14 protein-coding genes, 1 other RNA gene and 1 pseudogene are annotated in these 17,475 nt (G+C 60.9%); 2 read left to right on the plus strand and 14 right to left on the minus strand.

Annotation, left to right across the window (positions count from 1 at the left end; translation table 11 throughout):
• The 14 genes from ACOI8A_RS08440 to rsmI form a co-directional block, all read right to left on the minus strand.
• Window positions 1-966, minus strand: a complete 966-nt coding sequence (locus ACOI8A_RS08440; protein WP_420651217.1) for a D-alanine--D-alanine ligase — start codon at window positions 964-966, stop codon at window positions 1-3.
• Window positions 963-2,423: a UDP-N-acetylmuramate--L-alanine ligase gene (gene murC, locus ACOI8A_RS08445; RefSeq protein ID WP_420650853.1), complete on the minus strand. Its 1,461-nt coding sequence runs from the start codon at window positions 2,421-2,423 to the stop codon at window positions 963-965. Before murC ends, ACOI8A_RS08440 begins: the two co-directional genes overlap by 4 nt.
• A complete protein-coding gene (murG, locus tag ACOI8A_RS08450; protein WP_420650852.1) occupies window positions 2,416-3,486 on the minus strand; it encodes an undecaprenyldiphospho-muramoylpentapeptide beta-N-acetylglucosaminyltransferase in 1,071 nt (356 codons plus the stop codon). The genes murC and murG overlap by 8 nt, the downstream gene beginning before the upstream one ends.
• Window positions 3,476-4,693, minus strand: coding sequence for a putative lipid II flippase FtsW (gene ftsW / locus ACOI8A_RS08455; RefSeq protein ID WP_420650851.1), 1,218 nt, complete (start codon window positions 4,691-4,693; stop codon window positions 3,476-3,478). Before ftsW ends, murG begins: the two co-directional genes overlap by 11 nt.
• Entirely contained in the window at window positions 4,690-6,036 is a 1,347-nt protein-coding gene (murD, locus tag ACOI8A_RS08460; RefSeq protein WP_420650850.1) for a UDP-N-acetylmuramoyl-L-alanine--D-glutamate ligase, read from the minus strand. The genes ftsW and murD overlap by 4 nt, the downstream gene beginning before the upstream one ends.
• Before the next feature lie 5 nt (window positions 6,037-6,041).
• Window positions 6,042-7,124 (minus strand): phospho-N-acetylmuramoyl-pentapeptide-transferase, encoded by a 1,083-nt coding sequence (gene mraY / locus ACOI8A_RS08465; protein WP_420650849.1) that lies wholly within the window; start codon window positions 7,122-7,124, stop codon window positions 6,042-6,044.
• On the minus strand, window positions 7,124-8,491 hold the full coding sequence (locus ACOI8A_RS08470; RefSeq protein ID WP_420650848.1) for a UDP-N-acetylmuramoyl-tripeptide--D-alanyl-D-alanine ligase: 1,368 nt from the start codon (window positions 8,489-8,491) through the stop codon (window positions 7,124-7,126). Before ACOI8A_RS08470 ends, mraY begins: the two co-directional genes overlap by 1 nt.
• The gene (locus ACOI8A_RS08475) at window positions 8,484-9,947 is read right to left on the minus strand and encodes a UDP-N-acetylmuramoyl-L-alanyl-D-glutamate--2,6-diaminopimelate ligase (RefSeq protein WP_420650847.1); all 1,464 of its coding nucleotides are present in this window, start codon (window positions 9,945-9,947) and stop codon (window positions 8,484-8,486) included. The genes ACOI8A_RS08470 and ACOI8A_RS08475 overlap by 8 nt, the downstream gene beginning before the upstream one ends.
• Window positions 9,947-11,686 (minus strand): peptidoglycan D,D-transpeptidase FtsI family protein, encoded by a 1,740-nt coding sequence (locus ACOI8A_RS08480; protein ID WP_420650891.1) that lies wholly within the window; start codon window positions 11,684-11,686, stop codon window positions 9,947-9,949. The genes ACOI8A_RS08475 and ACOI8A_RS08480 overlap by 1 nt, the downstream gene beginning before the upstream one ends.
• The gene (ftsL, locus tag ACOI8A_RS08485) at window positions 11,686-11,979 is read right to left on the minus strand and encodes a cell division protein FtsL (RefSeq protein WP_420650846.1); all 294 of its coding nucleotides are present in this window, start codon (window positions 11,977-11,979) and stop codon (window positions 11,686-11,688) included. Before ftsL ends, ACOI8A_RS08480 begins: the two co-directional genes overlap by 1 nt.
• The gene (gene rsmH / locus ACOI8A_RS08490) at window positions 11,976-12,923 is read right to left on the minus strand and encodes a 16S rRNA (cytosine(1402)-N(4))-methyltransferase RsmH (RefSeq protein WP_420650845.1); all 948 of its coding nucleotides are present in this window, start codon (window positions 12,921-12,923) and stop codon (window positions 11,976-11,978) included. Before rsmH ends, ftsL begins: the two co-directional genes overlap by 4 nt.
• Window positions 12,920-13,375 carry a division/cell wall cluster transcriptional repressor MraZ gene (mraZ, locus tag ACOI8A_RS08495; protein ID WP_003178209.1) on the minus strand — a complete coding sequence of 152 codons (456 nt, stop codon included), beginning with the start codon at window positions 13,373-13,375 and terminating at the stop codon, window positions 12,920-12,922. The genes rsmH and mraZ overlap by 4 nt, the downstream gene beginning before the upstream one ends.
• Before the next feature lie 404 nt (window positions 13,376-13,779).
• Window positions 13,780-14,133: RNase P RNA component class A (gene rnpB / locus ACOI8A_RS08500), an RNA gene on the minus strand.
• 73 nt (window positions 14,134-14,206) lie between these two features.
• Window positions 14,207-15,112: a 16S rRNA (cytidine(1402)-2'-O)-methyltransferase gene (gene rsmI, locus ACOI8A_RS08505; RefSeq protein ID WP_420650844.1), complete on the minus strand. Its 906-nt coding sequence runs from the start codon at window positions 15,110-15,112 to the stop codon at window positions 14,207-14,209.
• Between the two features lie 177 nt (window positions 15,113-15,289).
• Here rsmI and ACOI8A_RS08510 point away from each other — a divergent pair, with 177 nt between their 5' ends.
• Both ACOI8A_RS08510 and ACOI8A_RS08515 read left to right on the plus strand, forming a co-directional pair.
• Entirely contained in the window at window positions 15,290-17,101 is a 1,812-nt protein-coding gene (locus ACOI8A_RS08510; RefSeq protein WP_420650843.1) for a penicillin-binding protein activator, read from the plus strand.
• Window positions 17,101-17,470 (plus strand): annotated as a pseudogene (locus ACOI8A_RS08515) (YraN family protein). Before ACOI8A_RS08510 ends, ACOI8A_RS08515 begins: the two are co-directional and overlap by 1 nt.
• Window positions 17,471-17,475 lie beyond the last annotated feature (5 nt).

A 17,475-nucleotide genomic window follows, 5' to 3' on the forward strand; every position in this document is an offset into this window, starting at 1 on the left:
TTAACCTCGCGCCTCTTGCTGGCCAACACTGGCGGCCAGAATCGCTACAACCAGTTGCTGGAAATCCAGACCGGCAGCTCGCGCCGCCATCGGCACCAGGCTGTGATCGGTCATGCCCGGTGCGGTATTCACTTCGAGGAACCAGAACTGCCCGTCGGCGTCCTGCATCACGTCGGCGCGGCCCCAACCGGCGATACCCAGCGCCTCACAGGCTTTCGCCGTGAGGTCCATGAGTTCTTGTTCCTTGGCAGCATCGAGCCCGCACGGGATCCGATACTGGGTATCGTTGGCCACGTACTTGGCGTCGTAGTCGTAAAACGTGTGGGGCGTACCCAGGGCGATTGGAGGCAACACCTGGTCACGCAGGGTGGCGATGGTGAACTCCGGACCTTGAATCCATTGCTCGACCAACACTTGCGAATCGTAGGTACTGGCCGCTTTCCATGCGTCGATCAACTCGGACGCAGAACTCACTTTGGCCATACCGATACTTGAACCTTCATGCGCCGGTTTGACGATCAAAGGGAAGCCCAGTTCCGTCGCTGCCGAAATACAATCGGCTTCGCTGCACAGCACGGCGTGACGCGGCGTCGGAATCCCGAGGCTGTGCCAGACCTGCTTGGTGCGCAGCTTGTCCATGGCCAGTGCCGAAGCCAGAATGCCGCTGCCGGTGTACGGAATGCCGGCGCATTCGAGCAGACCCTGGATGCTGCCGTCTTCACCGCCGCGACCGTGGAGAATGATGAACGCACGGTCGATCTTTTCGGCCAGCAAACGCTGCAGCAAGTCATCACCGACGTCGATGCCGAACGCGTTCACGCCAGCGCCTTGCAGCGCTTCGAGCACGGCATTACCGGACTTCAGCGAGACTTCGCGCTCGGCGCTCTTGCCACCGAACAGCACGGCAACGCGACCGAAGTCTTTCGGCGCGATGGTGGAAACCAGATTGGCGTAGGCAGCAGTCATTTCAACTTCCCCTCGACCGATGCAACCACGGCACCGGCGAACAACTCACTTTTCAACAGTTTCGGTGCGAGGCCGCCGATATCACCAGCGCCCTGGCACAACAGAATGTCGCCGGCACGCAGCAGCGGCTTGACCAGCGGCGCCAGATCGACGCCACGCTCGATGTAGATTGGATCGAGCGCACCGCGCTGACGGATGCTGTTGCACAACTTGCGGCTGTCGGCACCGGGAATCGGCTCTTCGCCGGCTGGATAGACTTCCATCAACAGCAGTACGTTGGCGTCGGCCAGTACATTGACGAAATCGTCGTACAGATCGCGGGTGCGGCTGTAACGGTGCGGCTGGTAGACCATCACCAGACGGCGCTCCGGCCAGCCACCGCGCACGGCTTTGATCACGGCGGCGACTTCGGTCGGGTGGTGACCGTAGTCATCGACCAGCATCACGCTGCCGCCATCCACTGGCAGTTCGCCATAGACCTGGAAGCGTCGGCCAACACCCTGGAAGCCCGACAGGCCTTGCACGATGGCTTCATCGCTGACGCCTTCGTCGCTGGCGATGCAGATGGTCGCCAACGAGTTGAGCACGTTGTGGTTGCCCGGCATGTTCACCGAAACATCCAGCGGCTCGCGGTCAGGACGCAGCACGGTGAAGAAGGTCTGCATGCCCTGCTGGCGCACATTGATTGCACGCACGTCAGCGTCTTCGCTGAAACCGTAAGTCACGGTCGGACGCTTGACCAACGGCAGGATTTCACGCACCACCGGATCGTCCAGGCACACCACCGCCAGACCGTAGAACGGCAGGTTGTGCAGGAACTCGACAAAGGTTTTCTTCAGTTTGTTGAAGTCGCCGTCGTAGGTTGCCATGTGGTCGGCGTCGATGTTGGTCACGACCGCCACCAACGGTTGCAGATGCAGGAAGCTCGCATCGCTTTCGTCGGCTTCGGCAATCAGGTAACGGCTGGTGCCGAGCTGGGCATTGGTGCCCGCTGCATTCAGACGCCCACCGATCACGAACGTCGGATCCAGACCACCGGCAGCGAACACCGAAGCGATCAGACTGGTAGTGGTGGTTTTGCCGTGGGTACCGGCGACGGCGATGCCGTGGCGATAGCGCATCAGCTCGGCGAGCATTTCGGCACGCGGCACCACCGGGATGCGGCGTTCCAGCGCGTTCGCCACTTCCGGGTTGGAGGTGTTGACGGCGCTCGACACTACCAGCACGTCAGCGGTCGCAGCGTTCTCGGCGCGGTGGCCGATGAAGATTTGCGCGCCGAAAGATTCCAGACGCTCGGTGACCGGCGAAGCTTTCAGGTCGGAACCGGAGACCTGGTAGCCCAGGTTCAACAACACTTCGGCGATGCCGCACATGCCCACGCCGCCGATGCCGACGAAGTGGATGCGACGGATGCGGCGCATTTCCGGTTGCGGCATGGCTTTCTGATTCTCAACCATGGGCCACCTCCAGACAGGTATCGACCACACTGCGGGTGGCTTCGGGTTTCGCCAGACGGCGGGCCGCTTGGGCCATTTCTTCTAGTCGTTGCGGTTGCATCAAGACCTCTGTCAGGCGCGCGGCAAGATCCGCTGCACCAGTCGTTCTTTGCGGCATCAGGAAGGCTGCGCCTTCACGGGCCAAATAATCGGCGTTGCGGGTCTGGTGATCGTCGATCGCGTGGGGCAAAGGCACCAGCATCGAGGGCAGACCGGCGGCGGCCAGCTCACTGATGGTCAATGCGCCGGCACGGCACACCACCAGGTCAGCCCAGCCATACGCCTGGGCCATGTCTTTGATGAATGGCTGCACCTGCGCTTCCACGCCGGCGGCGCGGTAGCGCTCTGCAGTCACTTCATCGTGGTTTTTGCCAGCCTGATGGAAAACTTCCGGACGCAAATCGGCAGCGACTTGCGCCAGCGCTTCAGGCAGCAACTTGTTCAACGGCTCTGCGCCAAGGCTTCCGCCGAGGATCAGCAAACGCGCTTTGCGCCCGGCCAGGGCCGGACGCGGTGTGTCGAGGAACAGCTCGCTGCGCACCGGATTACCGGTGGTACGGCGGCTGTCCGACAGGGTAAAGGTGTCGGGGAACGCTTCACACACCCGGGCGGCGAACGGCACCAGCAACCGATTGGCGGTGCCGGCCACGGCGTTCTGCTCGTGAACGATCACCGGCACGCCGACCAGTTTCGCGGCGAGCCCGCCGGGGCCGGTCACATACCCGCCGAAGCCGACCACGCACACCGGGCGCAAACGGCGAATGATTGCCCGCGCCTGCCACACTGATTTCAGCAGCATCAACGGCGCCTTGAGCAGCGACAGCTTGCCCTTGCCACGCAGACCGCTGGCGTTGATCCGGTGCAATTCAAGCCCTGCGGCCGGCACCAGATCGTTTTCGATTCCGCGCGGTGTGCCGAGCCAGTGCACGGTGTAACCGCGCGCCTGAAACTCGCGGGCACAGGCCAGCGCCGGGAATACGTGGCCGCCGGTTCCGCCGGCCATGATCAATACGTTAGCGCCCATGATTCGGCTCCTCGGCGAAGTCGCTCTCATGGAACTCCATCTCTTCACTGCCCAAATGGGTTCGACTTTCCCACTCGATGCGCAGCAACAAGCCGAGGCACGCACAGCAGATCACCAACGAACTGCCGCCGTAACTGAGGAACGGCAAAGTCAGACCCTTGGTCGGTAGCAGGCCGACGTTCACGCCGATGTTGATCAGGAACTGGCCGATCCACAGGAACGACAGGCCGTAGGCAACATAAGCAGCGAAGAATTGTTTGGCTTTCTCGGCCCACAAGCCGATGTACATGCCGCGCACACACACGAACACGAACAGCGCGACGGTGCACAGCGAACCGAAGGCGCCGAGTTCTTCGGCAAGTACCGAGAACACGAAGTCGGTGTGCGCTTCCGGCAGGTAGAACTGCTTCTGCACGCTGTTACCGAGGCCCACACCCAGCCATTCGCCGCGACCGAATGCGATCAGGGCTTGCGACAACTGATAGCCGGCGCCGAACTGATCGGCCCATGGGTCGGCGAAGTTGGTCAGACGCGCCATTCGATAAGGCTGCATCTGAATCAGCAATACCACCGCGCCAACGGCCAGCACCACCATCAGCGAGAAGCGGAACAGCCCGACACCACCAAGGAACAGCATCGCCGCCGCAGCACCCATCATCACGACGGTGGCACCGAAGTCCGGTTCCATCAGCAACAGGCCGGCCATTGGCAGCAGCACGATGAATGGCTTGAAGAAGCCCATCCAGCTCTCGCGCACTTCTTTCTGACGGCGCACCAGATAACCGGCGAGGTAGATCACCACGAATACTTTGGCGATCTCCGACGGCTGCACGTTGAAGAAGCTGAAACCGATCCAGCGCATCGAACCGTTAACCTCACGGCCGATCCCCGGGATGATCACCATGATCAGCAGACCGAATGCGCCGAGCAGCATCAACCAGCCGAGGCGTTGCCAGGTGGCGATCGGGATCATCATGGTGACGATGCACGCGCCCAGGCCCAGCACCACATAAATAAGGTGGCGAATCATGTAATACAGCGGACTGCCCGACTGCGCGGCGGCCACTTCAGTGGAGGCCGAGGCGATCATGATCAAGCCGAGGCCGAGCAACGCCAGGCAACCGGCGAGCATCGGGAAATCGAGGTCGATGCCGCGCCCGGTAATCAGCGGCGACGGGTAAGGCTTGATGATGTTTCTCAGGTTCATGCCAATTCCTCCACGGCGCGGACGAACTGGTGACCACGGTCTTCATAATTCTTGAACATGTCGAAACTGGCGCAGGCGGGCGACAGCAGCACCACGTCACCCGGCTGGGCGGCAGCGCGGCATTGCTCTACGGCCTCAACCAGCGAGCCGACCCGAATCAGTTGCACGCCATCACCGATGGCCGCACCGATCTTGTCGGAGTCGCGGCCCATCAGGATCACCGCGCGGCAGTTGGCCGCCACCGGATCGCGCAAATCATGGAATTCCGCACCCTTGCCGTCGCCACCGGCGATCAACACGACTTTGCCGTCGATGTCCGCGCCGAGGCCTTCGATGGCGGCCAGTGCGGCGCCGACGTTGGTGGCTTTGGAATCGTTGTAGTAGCCGACGCCGTCCAGATCACGCACCCACTGGCAACGATGTTCGAGACCGGCAAAAGTCCGCAAAGCGCTGAGCATCGCATCGAACGGCAGACCGACCGCGTGACCCAGCGCCAGCGCCGCGAGGGCGTTGGACTGGTTGTGTGCACCGCGCACTTTCAATTCGCGTACCGGCATCAGGTTCTGGAATTCGAAGGCCAGATACTTCTCGCCGTCTTCTTCACGAATGCCGAATGCCTTGAAATCCGGTTTGCTCAGGCCGAAGGTCCAGCACGGCTGGCCCTCGCCAATCAGCGGACGGCTGAGTGCATCCTGACGGTTGACGACAAACTGCTTCGCGCCACGGAAGATCCGGTGCTTGGCCAGGTGGTAAGCCGGCAGACCGCTGTAGCGATCCATGTGGTCTTCGCTGATGTTCAGCACGGTCGCCACTTCGGCGTTGAGCTGGTCGGTGGTTTCCAGCTGAAAACTCGACAGTTCCATCACATACAGCTCAACGTCGTCGCTGAGCAGATCCAGCGCCGGCGTTCCGAGGTTGCCACCGACTGCCACGCGTTTGCCGGCCGCAGCCGCCATCTCGCCGACCAGTGTGGTGACGGTGCTTTTCGCATTGGAACCGGTGATCGCGACAATCGGCGCCTTCGCGTGACGCGCGAACAGCTCGATGTCGCCCGACATCTTCACGCCACGCGCGGCAGCGGCTTGCAGGGCCGGAGTCGCCAGCGCCAGGCCGGGGCTCACGTAGAGCTCGTCGGCCCGGCACAGGAATTCGACGTCCAGCTCGCCACAACGCACTTCCACGTGCGGATAGTCACGCTTGAGCGTGGCCAGTTCCGGTGGATTGTCCCGCGTGTCTGCCACGGCAAACGACGTGCCCCGGTTCGCCAGGAAGCGAACCAGGGACATGCCGCTCTTGCCGAGGCCGACAACGATGCGGAAGTGGTCAGAAGCGATCAGAGACACTCGTTCTACCTCAGCTTCAGGGTGGCAAGGCCAACCAGCACGAGAATCACGGTGATGATCCAGAAACGGACGATCACGCGCGGCTCGGGCCAGCCCTTGAGTTCAAAGTGGTGGTGAATCGGCGCCATGCGGAATACGCGGCGACCGGTCAGCTTGAAGGACGCGACCTGGATGACCACCGACAGGGTTTCCATCACGAACACGCCGCCCATGATGAACAGGACGATTTCCTGCCGCACGATCACGGCGATGGTGCCCAGCGCAGCGCCGAGCGCGAGTGCGCCGACGTCGCCCATGAACACTTGCGCCGGATAGGTGTTGAACCACAGAAAACCGAGGCCGGCACCAATCAGCGCGCCGCAGAACACAATCAGCTCGCCCGCGCCCGGTACGTACGGGATCAACAGGTATTCAGCGAATTTTACGTTGCCCGACAGGTAGCAGAAAATGCCCAGACCGCCGCCGACCATCACGGTTGGCATGATCGCCAGACCGTCGAGGCCGTCAGTCAGGTTGACCGCATTGCTCGAACCGACGATCACAAAGTAGGTCAGCACGATGAAACCGAAGCCCAGCGGTATGCTGTAATCCTTGAGCATCGGCAGAATCAGCGTGGTTTCCACCGGAGTCGAAGCAGTCATATAAAGGAAGATCGCTGCGCCGAGGCCGAACACCGATTGCCAGAAATACTTCCAACGGCTTGGCAGGCCACGCGAGTTCTTCTCGATGACTTTGCGATAATCGTCGACCCAACCGATGGCGCCGAACAGCAAGGTCACCAGCAAAACGGTCCACACGTAGCGGTTGCTCAGGTCAGCCCACAGCAGCGTGCTGACGCCGATCGAAGACAGAATCAGCGCGCCGCCCATGGTCGGAGTGCCCGACTTGGACAGGTGCGATTGCGGGCCGTCGTTACGCACCGATTGGCCGATCTGACGGTTCTGCAGGGTGCGGATCATCCACGGGCCGTAGCACAGCGACAAAACCAGCGCGGTCAGCACACCGAGGATCCCGCGCAGGGTCAGGTACTGAAAGACCGCGAAGCCTTTGTAGAACTGTTGCAGATACTCCGCTAGCAGCAGCAGCATTAATGTTTCTCCAGACTTGACCCGCACAGAGCCGCAACGATGTTTTCCATCGCTGCACTGCGCGAACCCTTGATCAAAATGGTGGTGTTTGTGTCCTGCTCGACGGCGAGGGCCTGAATCAGTTCGGCTTGTGTGCCGAAGTGCTGCGCCTGCTCACCGAAAGCGTTGACGGCGTGAAGCATGTTTGGCCCGACCGCGTACAGCGCGGATACCTTGCCCCGGGCGTATTCGCCCACGTCGCGGTGCCCCTGCTCCGCCCAGTCGCCCAACTCGCCGATATCTCCGAGCACCAGGACGGTGCGGCCGGAAAAGCCGGCGAGTATATCAACGGCCGCGCACATGGAGGTGGGGTTTGCGTTGTAAGTGTCATCAATTACGCGCATACCGTTTTTCGCAAGTTGCGCGACGGTGCGACCCTTGACCGGCTGTACCGCACCAAGCCCGGTGGCAATCCCGAACAGTGACACGCCCAAAGCGTGGGCAGCAGCAGCCGCAGCCAAGGCATTGGCAACGTTATGTGTGCCGAGCAGGTTCAGTTGCACCCGCTCCACACCATCAGGACTGTGCAGATTGAAAGCCGGGCAACCACGTGCGTCAGTGGTTAGATCGCTGCCGTAGAAATCCGCCTGAGTGTTGCTCAAGGCGAACGTCAGCACTTTGCGACCGGCAGCGCGGGCCTTCCAGATACCGAAAGCCTTGTCATCGAGGTTGAGCACGGCGATGCCATCAGCGGCCAGGCCTTCAATGATTTCGCCTTTGGCTTCGACGATCTTTTCTGGCCCGCCGAACTCGCCGACATGGGCGGTCCCTGCGTTGTTGAGGATCGCCACGTGCGGCTTGGTCAGCCCCACGGTGTAAGCAATTTCGCCCAAGCGCGAAGCGCCCAGTTCGATGACTGCCGCGCTGTGTTCAGCGGCGAGTTCGAGCAGGGTCAGCGGCACGCCGAGGTCGTTGTTCAGATTGCCACGGGTCGCATGCACCGAGCCGCGCGTGCGCAGAATGCTCGCGAGCATTTCCTTGACCGTGGTCTTGCCGCTGGAGCCGGTGACTGCTGCAACCGGCTGAGTAAATGCCGAGCGGTTCAGGGCACCCAACTGGCCGAGGGCCTGACGGGTATCCTTGACCAACAGTTGCGGCAAGGTGCTGTCGGTGACTTCACGCTCAACCAGTGCTGCAACCGCGCCTTTGGCGGCGACGTCATTCAAATAGTCGTGACCGTCGAAGCGCGGGCCGGTGAGGGCAATAAACAGTTGGCCCGGCTTGATCGCGCGGCTGTCGATGCTCACGCCGTCGAAACTTGCATCGCCAGCGATCAAACGTGCGTCGAGGGCATTGGTCAGTTCGCTAAGCTTGAGTGCCTTAAGCATGGCTCACCTCCCATGCAGTCAGGGCGTGATCAGCCTCGACCAGATCGGAGAAGGCATGGCGCTCGCCGTTGATTTCCTGATAGTCCTCGTGACCTTTGCCGGCCAGAACGATCACGTCATCCGCCGAAGCGTCGGCGATCAGTTGCGCAATCGCCTGACCACGGCCAGCGACGAAGGTGACTTTATCCACAGCCGAAAAACCGGCGCGGATGTCATCGAAAATCACTGCCGGATCTTCAGTGCGCGGGTTGTCATCGGTGACCAGCACGCGGTCAGCCAGACGCTCGACCACTTCGGCCATCAGCGGACGCTTGCCGCGATCACGGTCACCGCCGCAGCCGAACAGGCACAGCAACCGGCCTTTGACGTGCGGGCGCAACGCGGCCAGCACTTTTTCCAGCGCATCCGGGGTATGCGCGTAATCGACCACCACCAGCGGCTGAGTACCACCGCCGAGACGCTGCATGCGTCCGGCCGGGCCTTCGAGCTTGGGCAGCACTTTGAGAATTTCGTCCAGCGCGTAATCCAGACCTAGCAAAGCGCCGACCGCAGCCAGTACGTTGCTCAGGTTGAAACGGCCAAGCAGCGTGCTGCGCAGGTGATGTTCGCCCTGCGGCGTGACAAGCGTGGCGCGCACGCCGTGGTCATCGAACTGCGCTTCGCGGCAATACAGATAAGCGCTCTTGTCGAGCAGGCTGTAAGTGATCAGGCGCGACTCGCGTTTTTCGGCAGCCAGTTGCTGGCCGAATTCGTCATCGAGATTGACCACGCGGCACTTCAAGTCATTCCAGGCGAACAGCTTGGCCTTGGCCTCGCCGTAAGCCTGCATGCTGCCGTGATAATCCAGATGATCGCGCGACAGGTTGGTCATCACCGCCACGTCAAACGCCAATGCGGTAACACGGCCCTGATCGAGACCGTGGGAGGAAACTTCCATGGCCACGGCTTTGGCGCCGGCCTTTTTCAGGTCGCCGAGGGTCGCTTGCACGGCAATCGGATTCGGCGTGGTGTGCAGGCCGCTTTGCAGCGCACCGTAGAAACCGGTGCCGAGGGTGCCGACAATCCCGCAATGCTGACCGAGCAGATCCAGCGCCTGGGCGACGAGTTGGGTCACGCTGGTCTTGCCGTTGGTACCGGTCACGCCGACCAGATTCAGGTGATGACTTGGCTCACCGTAGAAACGTCCGGCGATGTCCGAAAGCTGCGCCGCCAGACCTTTGACCGGAATCAGAGGCACGTCGGTGATTGGCAGTACGGTGGCGCCTTCCACTTCATAAGCCACGGCTGCGGCGCCGCGTTGCAAGGCATCGGCGATGTGCGCACGGCCGTCAAATTTGCCGCCGGGTACCGCGAGGAACAAATCACCCGCGCGTACGTTACGGCTGTCCAGCGCCAGTTCACGGATCAACAGATCGTGGCCGGCGTGGGGGAAAATCTTGTTCAGACTAAGAGACATCAGCCGCGCCCTCCATTGGCTTTCAGCGGAACGACCGGGTTGGCATTGGCCTGTTGTGTGGTCGGCAGGTTGTCCGGGGTGACGTTCATCAGGCGCAGGGTGCCGGACATCACACGGCTGAACACCGGCGCCGAAACCAGACCACCGAAGTAGCCGGCCTTGCTCGGCTCATCGATCACCACGACGATTGCATAACGTGGATCGCTCATCGGGCCGAACCCGGCGAACAGCGAGCGGTAAGAATTTTCGGCGTAGCCTTTGGTGCCGACCGAAGTCTTACGCGCAGTACCGGACTTGCCGGCCACGTGATACGCCGGCACCTGCGCACGGAACACACCACGCGGCGCCTCGATCACTTGGGTCAGCATGCCTTGCATGGTTTTCGCCACGGCTTCCGGCAGAACTTGCGTGGTCTGCGGCATTTTGTCGGTTTTGATCAGGGTCAGCGGCGCGAGACGACCGTTGTTGGCCAGTGCCGAGAACGCATGCACCAACTGGATCGCGGTCACGGAAATACCGTAGCCGTAAGACAGCGTTGCCGTTTCAGCCTTGCGCCACTCGCGATAGTTCGGCAGGTTGCCGACACGCTCGCCCGGGAAGCCGAGGCCGGTGTCCTGGCCGAGGCCGACTTTCTGCGCGAGACGGAAAATCGTTTCGCCGCCGATATCGAACGCGACCTTACTCATGCCGACGTTACTGGAATTGATCAGGATGCCGGTCAGATCAAGCACCGGGCCTTCGGATTTGGATACGTCTTTGATGGTGTATTTGCCGATCTGCAAAGTCCCCGGATACACCTCGACGGTGTCGCTCGGCTTCCAGCGGCCGGTTTCGATGGCGGCGCTCATCGAGATGGCTTTCATGGTCGAGCCAGGCTCGAACACGTCGATCATCGCGCGGTTACGCATCATCGCCGGTTGCAGGTTGCGGCGGTTGTTCGGGTTATAAGTCGGCTGATTGACCATGGCCAGAATCTCGCCGGTCTTCACGTCCATGATCACCAGGCTGCCAGCCTTGGCGCCGTTCTCGATGATCGCGTTACGCAGCTCGCGGTTGGCCAGATATTGCAGACGCAGGTCAATCGACAACGCCAAGGGCTTGCCGGCCTTGGCGTTTTTGGTGACCTGGACATCTTTGATCAGGCGTCCGCGCCGATCCTTGATGACTTGGCGTTTGCCGGGAACACCGGCCAGCCATTCGTCGTAGGCCAGTTCGACCCCTTCGCGACCGTGATCATCAATGTCGGTAAAGCCGACCATGTGTGCGGTGACTTCGCCTGCCGGGTAGAAGCGGCGGAATTCTTCAATGCCATAGACGCCCGGCACTTTCAGATCGAGCACCGACTGGCCCTGTTCGGGGGTCAGCCCGCGCACCAGATAAATGAATTCTTTGTTGGCCTGGGCTTCCAGACGTTCGGTCAGGGCTTTCGGATCCTGCCCCAGCGCGGCAGCCAGTGCTGGCCACTTTTCCTTGGCGGTCTGCATTTCCTTGGCATTCGCCCACAGGGTGGTCACCGGGGTACTGACGGCCAAAGGCTCGCCATTACGGTCGGTGATCAGGCCACGGTGTGCCGGAATCGGAATGTGCCGCAGACTGCGCGCGTCGCCCTGACCTTTGAGGAAGTCACGGTCGACCACTTGCAGGTCGATGATGCGCCAGCAAATTGCAGCCACCATCATGCCGAGCAGCGCGACCATTAACCGGAACCGCCACGGAAAGAGTGCGCCTTCGAGTTTCATCATGGCGCCACCATCTTCACGTCAGCCGCGCCAGGGATGTGCATTTTCAGCTGTTCGCTGGCCAGCACTTCGATCCGGCTGTGGGCGGTCCAGGTGCTCTGCTCAAGAATCAGCCGGCCCCACTCGGCCTGCGCCTTGTCGCGCACGCTGAGTTCGTTGTACAGATTGTTCAGCAACTGGCGGTTCCAGTGCGCGCTGTAAGACACGGCGATGGCCGATACGAGCACGCCGACAAACAGCAACAGCATGAAAAAGCTGCCGCCCGGCAGGGGCTTGGCGAAAAGCTTGCTCACCGCAACTTCTCCGCCACGCGCATGACGGCGCTACGCGAACGTGGGTTGGCTTTGAGTTCGGCGTCGGAGGCCGTCTGCGCTTTGCCATGGACTTTGATTTTCGGTTCGAACGCTACGTGGCGAACCGGCAGGTTGCGCGGCAGGTTATCGGCTTCGCCTTTCACCAGTTTGCGCATGAACAGTTTGACGATGCGGTCTTCCAGCGAGTGGAAGCTGATCACGACCAGACGACCGCCGATTTCCAGCGCTTCGAGCGCGGCTTCGAGACCGGCTTCCAGATCGCCCAATTCGTTGTTGACGTGAATGCGCAGCCCCTGGAATGCACGGGTGGCCGGGTTCTTGCCCTTTTCCCATGCAGGGTTGGCGACTTTCAGCACTTCAGCCAGATCAGCGGTGCGCTCGAACGGCTTGATGTCGCGGCGCTCGGCCACGGCGCGCGCCATGCGACCGGAGAAACGTTCTTCGCCGTATTCCTTGAACACGCGGGCGATTTCTTCGGCTGGCGCAGTGTTGACGAACTCGGCCGCGCTGATGCCGCGCGACGGATCCATGCGCATGTCCAGCGGGCCGTCGTTGAGGAAACTGAAGCCGCGTTCGGCATCATCGAGCTGCGGCGAGGACACGCCCAGGTCGAGCAAAATGCCGCTGACCTTGCCGGCCATGCCGCGTTCGGCGACTTCCGAACCGAGCTCGGCAAAGCTGCGCTGCACAACGACAAAGCGGCCGTCTTCGGCCGCTAGCGTTTGCCCGGTGGCAATCGCTTGTGGATCTTTATCAAATCCAAGAAGCCGACCGTCAGGACCGAGCTTGCTGAGGATCAACCGACTGTGCCCGCCGCGCCCGAACGTACCGTCCAGATAGCATCCATCAGGACGTACGGCGAGAGCCTCGACGGCTTCGTCAAGCAGTACGGTGATGTGGTTAAAGCCGCTATCAATAGTCACAGGATCAAATCACGCAGTTCGTCAGGCATGGCGCCCGGTTGTTGAATAGCAGCCAGGTCAGCGGCAGAAACCGCATTCCAGGCATCCTCGTCCCACAATTGGAACTTGTTCAGTTGGCCCACCAGCATCGCGCGCTTATCGAGCTTGGCGTATTCGCGCAGACGCGGTGGAACCAGAAAACGACCACTGCCATCGAGTTCGAGGTCGACGGCATTACCAATCAGCAAACGTTGCAGGCGACGGTTCTCTTCGCGAAGCGAAGGAAGCGCGCGCAGCTTGGTTTCAATAATTTCCCACTCATCGAGCGGGTAGACACTCAGGCATGGATCAACGGCATCAATGGTCACGATCAATTGGCCGGAACTACGCGAAACGAGCTCGTCACGGTACCGGCTCGGCATAGCGAGACGGCCCTTTGCATCGAGACTGATAGCGTTAGCTCCGCGAAACACGTCAGCGCTTCTCCAATTTTTATCGTTTTTAGCTCAAAAAACCCACTTCATGCCACTTTCCGCCACTTGCGCACACTATAGGAATGCGCCCACCACACCGTCAAGGCGCGCATTAAAGGAAAACCCTTACAGAACGGAGATTTAGCAGCATAAAAGGAGGTGTAACGGGAATCTGACGTCGACTTGAGGGCAATAACTTGATGCAGCACGGAAGGCTGCGCTCGAAAGTTAATGTAATTTGTTAAGAGTAAGATTTTTTCGGTATTACAACCGCGCTTCTGCTGTTGATTGAAGCGCAGTGGGAAATGGCTATTACTGCGGGGTGCCGCTGCCGAACTTTCAGAGCAGGCCTGCTGATAATTAACAGCCCTGTCACTTCAATTTCAAGCAGGGAAAAGAAAAAGGTGGAGAGTCGATCTGTAAGCCGGGTTCTGTCTTGAACAGTCATTCGTCTACGATGGCCATCACTGGACATCTTTAGCAACCTACCCGGTCCCAGCGCGGGCCACGCCTTGGGACCCTATTTGGTCTTGCTCCAAGTGGGGTTTACCTAGCCACGAACTGTTGCCAGACGTGCGGTGCGCTCTTACCGCACCTTTTCACCCTTACCGGCGCCGAAGCGCTTAGGCGGTTATTTTCTGTGGCACTTTCCGTAGGCTCACGCCTCCCAGGCATTACCTGGCACTTCGCCCTATGGAGCCCGGACTTTCCTCCCCCCCCTAATTTTCATAGAGGGCAGCGACTGTCCGATCGACTCTCCGCCGCAAAGGTTAACGGCAGAGCAGCCGAAGAACAAGCGCTAAAAGCCCCAAGAGCGTTATGGGCGACGGCTTACACGCCTTTTTGCTGATCCAGCGCCACTTGATACAGAACGTTTTTGCGCTCACCGGTGATTTGCGCTGCCAAAGCCGCTGCGCGCTTGAGCGGCATTTCTTCGAGCAGAAGATTGAGCACACGCATCGCCTCGCTGCTGACCGCGTCCTCCGACTCCGGCACGGTCCAGCCCGCAACCACGACTACGCACTCGCCGCGCTGCTGATTGCTGTCCGATTCGACGAATGCGCGCAACTCAGCTATCGGCAAACCCTTGAGGGTTTCGAAGGTTTTGGTGATTTCCCGCGCGAGCAATGCCGGGCGATCAGGACCGAATACTGTCTCCATGTCCTGCAGACATTCGAGGATGCGGTGCGGCGCTTCGTAGAAAATCAACGTGCGCGGCTCTTCCTTGATCGCTTCCAGACGCGCCTTGCGCCCTACAGCCTTGGCTGGCAGGAAACCTTCGAAGATAAAGCGATCTGACGGCAGACCGGCAGCCGACAACGCCGCGATCAACGCACAGGCACCAGGCACCGGTACCACATTGATCCCGGCCGCACGCGCCTGACGCACCAGGTGATAACCCGGATCGGAAATCAGCGGCGTGCCCGCATCGGAGATCAAGGCGATGTTATCGCCGGCGAGCAGACGCGTGATAAACCGGCTGCCTTCATCGCGCTCGTTGTGCTCATGACAAGCCGCCAGCGGCGTGGAAATACCGAAATGCTGCATCAGCCGCTGGGAGTGACGCGTGTCCTCGGCGGCAATCAGCGCCACTTCACGGAGGATTTTCAACGCGCGGGCGCTGATGTCGTCCAGGTTGCCGATGGGCGTCGCCACCACAAATAGCGAGCCCGCAGCGGAATTCAAAGCACCTGGAGCAGTCAAAGCGCACACCTCATGATCGGTAAAAGCCGCCATTGTAGCGTGTCACGCGACTGGCGACGCACTCGGTGCAGACACGGTTTGTCGCACTGTTATGCCGGGCGATTGTGGTTTCACCAGCTAAATTGACTGATTCACGCCAGCAACGTCGCGCCCCGGCCAGTGCTTGGGTACAATTCCACGCTAATTTGATCGAGTATCAGGAACACTTACATGATCGCTTGCCTGCGGCTGTTTACTGCCCTCTGCCTCGCTGCCTTGCTGGCTGCTTGCGCCAGCAATTCCTCTTCCAGCCTTGGCGAACTTCCACGGACCCCGGATGCCAGCATCGAGCAACTGCTCGAGCAGGCCGCTCAAAGCAAAACCCCGGAAAAAGCTGCGTTGCTGCGTCTGAGCGCCGCTGACCTGGCCTATCGTCAGGGCAACGCCGGCCAGTCCGCGCAGATCCTGCAACAAGTGCCGATGGAGCAACTCAAGCCCGGCCAGCAGGTCTTCGCTGCCACCTTGTCTGCTGAGCTGGCGATGACCCGCAACCAGCCGAAAGCGGCGCTGACGGCTTTGAGCCATCCAAGCCTGCAACGTCTCGGCGAGCTGTCCGAAGAGCAACAAGTGCGCACCGGCACCGTTCACGCCCGCGCCCTTGAAGCAGACGGCCAGACTCTGGCTGCCGCCCGCGAGCGCATCTTCATCGCGCCGATGCTGCAGGGTGAAGCCGCCAGCAAAAACCACGAAGCGATCTGGACCCTGATCGCCTCTCTGCCGACCGAGCAACTGCAACCGACGACCACCGACGACCTCGGCGGCTGGATGAGCCTGGCTCTGGCAGTGAAAACCGCCGGCACTCTGGAACAGCAGCAAGCCGCGATCGACACCTGGCGCGCGCAGAACCCGAAACACCCGGCCGCGATCAACCTGCCGCTGCCGCTGACCAAACTCAAGGAACTGGCGAGCCAGCCACTGAGCAAGATCGCCCTGCTGCTGCCGCAAGACGGCCCGCTCGCTGCGGTCGGCAAAGCGTTGCGCGAAGGCTTCATGGCTGCTCACTATCAAGCGCAACAGGCCGGTCAAAACCCGCCAGCCATCCAGTTTTATGACAGCTCGAAACTGAGCAACCTCGACGAGTTCTATCGCAAGGCTCAGGCCGATGGCGTGCAACTGGTTGTCGGCCCGCTGGAAAAACCACTGGTCAAACAACTGAGCACTCGTCCGCAACTGCCGATCACCACCCTCGCGCTGAACTACAGCGAAGGCGAACAAGGTCCGGCACAGTTGTTCCAGTTCGGTCTGGCCGCTGAAGACGAAGCTCGTGAAGTATCCCGCCGCGCCCGCGCCGACGGCCTGCATCGCGCCGCAATCATGGTGCCGAAAGGCGAATGGGGCGACCGCGTGTTGCGTGCGTTCAGCCAGGACTGGCAAGCCAACGGCGGCAGCATTGTCGCCACCGAGCGCGTCGATCAGCCGGTACAACTGGCCCAGCAGATCGCTGACATGTTCCAACTGCGTCAGAGCGAAGGTCGCGCCAAGAGCCTGCAGAATGCAGCCGGCACCAACGTAGCCGCACAGCCCTCGCGCCGTCAGGACATCGAGTTCATCTTCCTCGCCGCCACTCCGCAACAGGCGCAGCAGATCAAGCCGACCCTGAACTTCCAGTACGCTGGTGACGTTCCGGTTTACGCGACTTCGCACGTGTTCAGCGCCAGCGGTGACGTCAACCAGTACAACGACATGAACGGTGTGCGCTTCTGCGAAACCCCTTGGTTGCTGGATGCCAACGATCCGTTGCGCAAACAAGTGGCCGCGCAATGGCCGCAAGCCGCCGGCAGCCTCGGTCGTCTGTACGCGATGGGGGTTGATGCCTATCGTCTGGCGCCGCGCCTCGGTCAACTCAAGGCCTTGCCGGACAGCCGCATCGAAGGTCAATCGGGCAGCCTCGGCATGACCCAGACCCAGCGCGTGGTTCGCCAGTTGCCATGGGCGCAGTTCGTCAGCGGTCAGATTCAGCGCCTGCCGGACACCCCGCGCTGATGCCCGACGCGGCACACCTGCAAAGCGGCAAGGATGCCGAGCGCCTAGCGCCTAGCGCTCGAGCATCTGCAACAGCACGGTCTGCGCCTGTTGGCGCAGAACTGGTTATGCAAACGCGGCGAGCTTGATCTGGTCATGCTTGATGGCGATACAGTAGTATTCGTCGAAGTCCGTTACCGAAAGAACACTCAATGGGGTGGCGCGCTCGACAGCATTGATGGGCGCAAGCGGCAGAAAGTGATTTTCGCCGCGCAGTTTTTTCTTCAGCGTGAGTCGCGCTGGGCCAATTCCCCCTGCCGTTTCGACGTGGTGGCCATCGACAGCCATCATGATCAGCTGAACTGGTTGCAGAATGCGTTCGACAGTTGAGCGAC

Source organism: Pseudomonas sp. P4795 (assembly GCF_048822895.1).
GTDB lineage: Bacteria > Pseudomonadota > Gammaproteobacteria > Pseudomonadales > Pseudomonadaceae > Aquipseudomonas.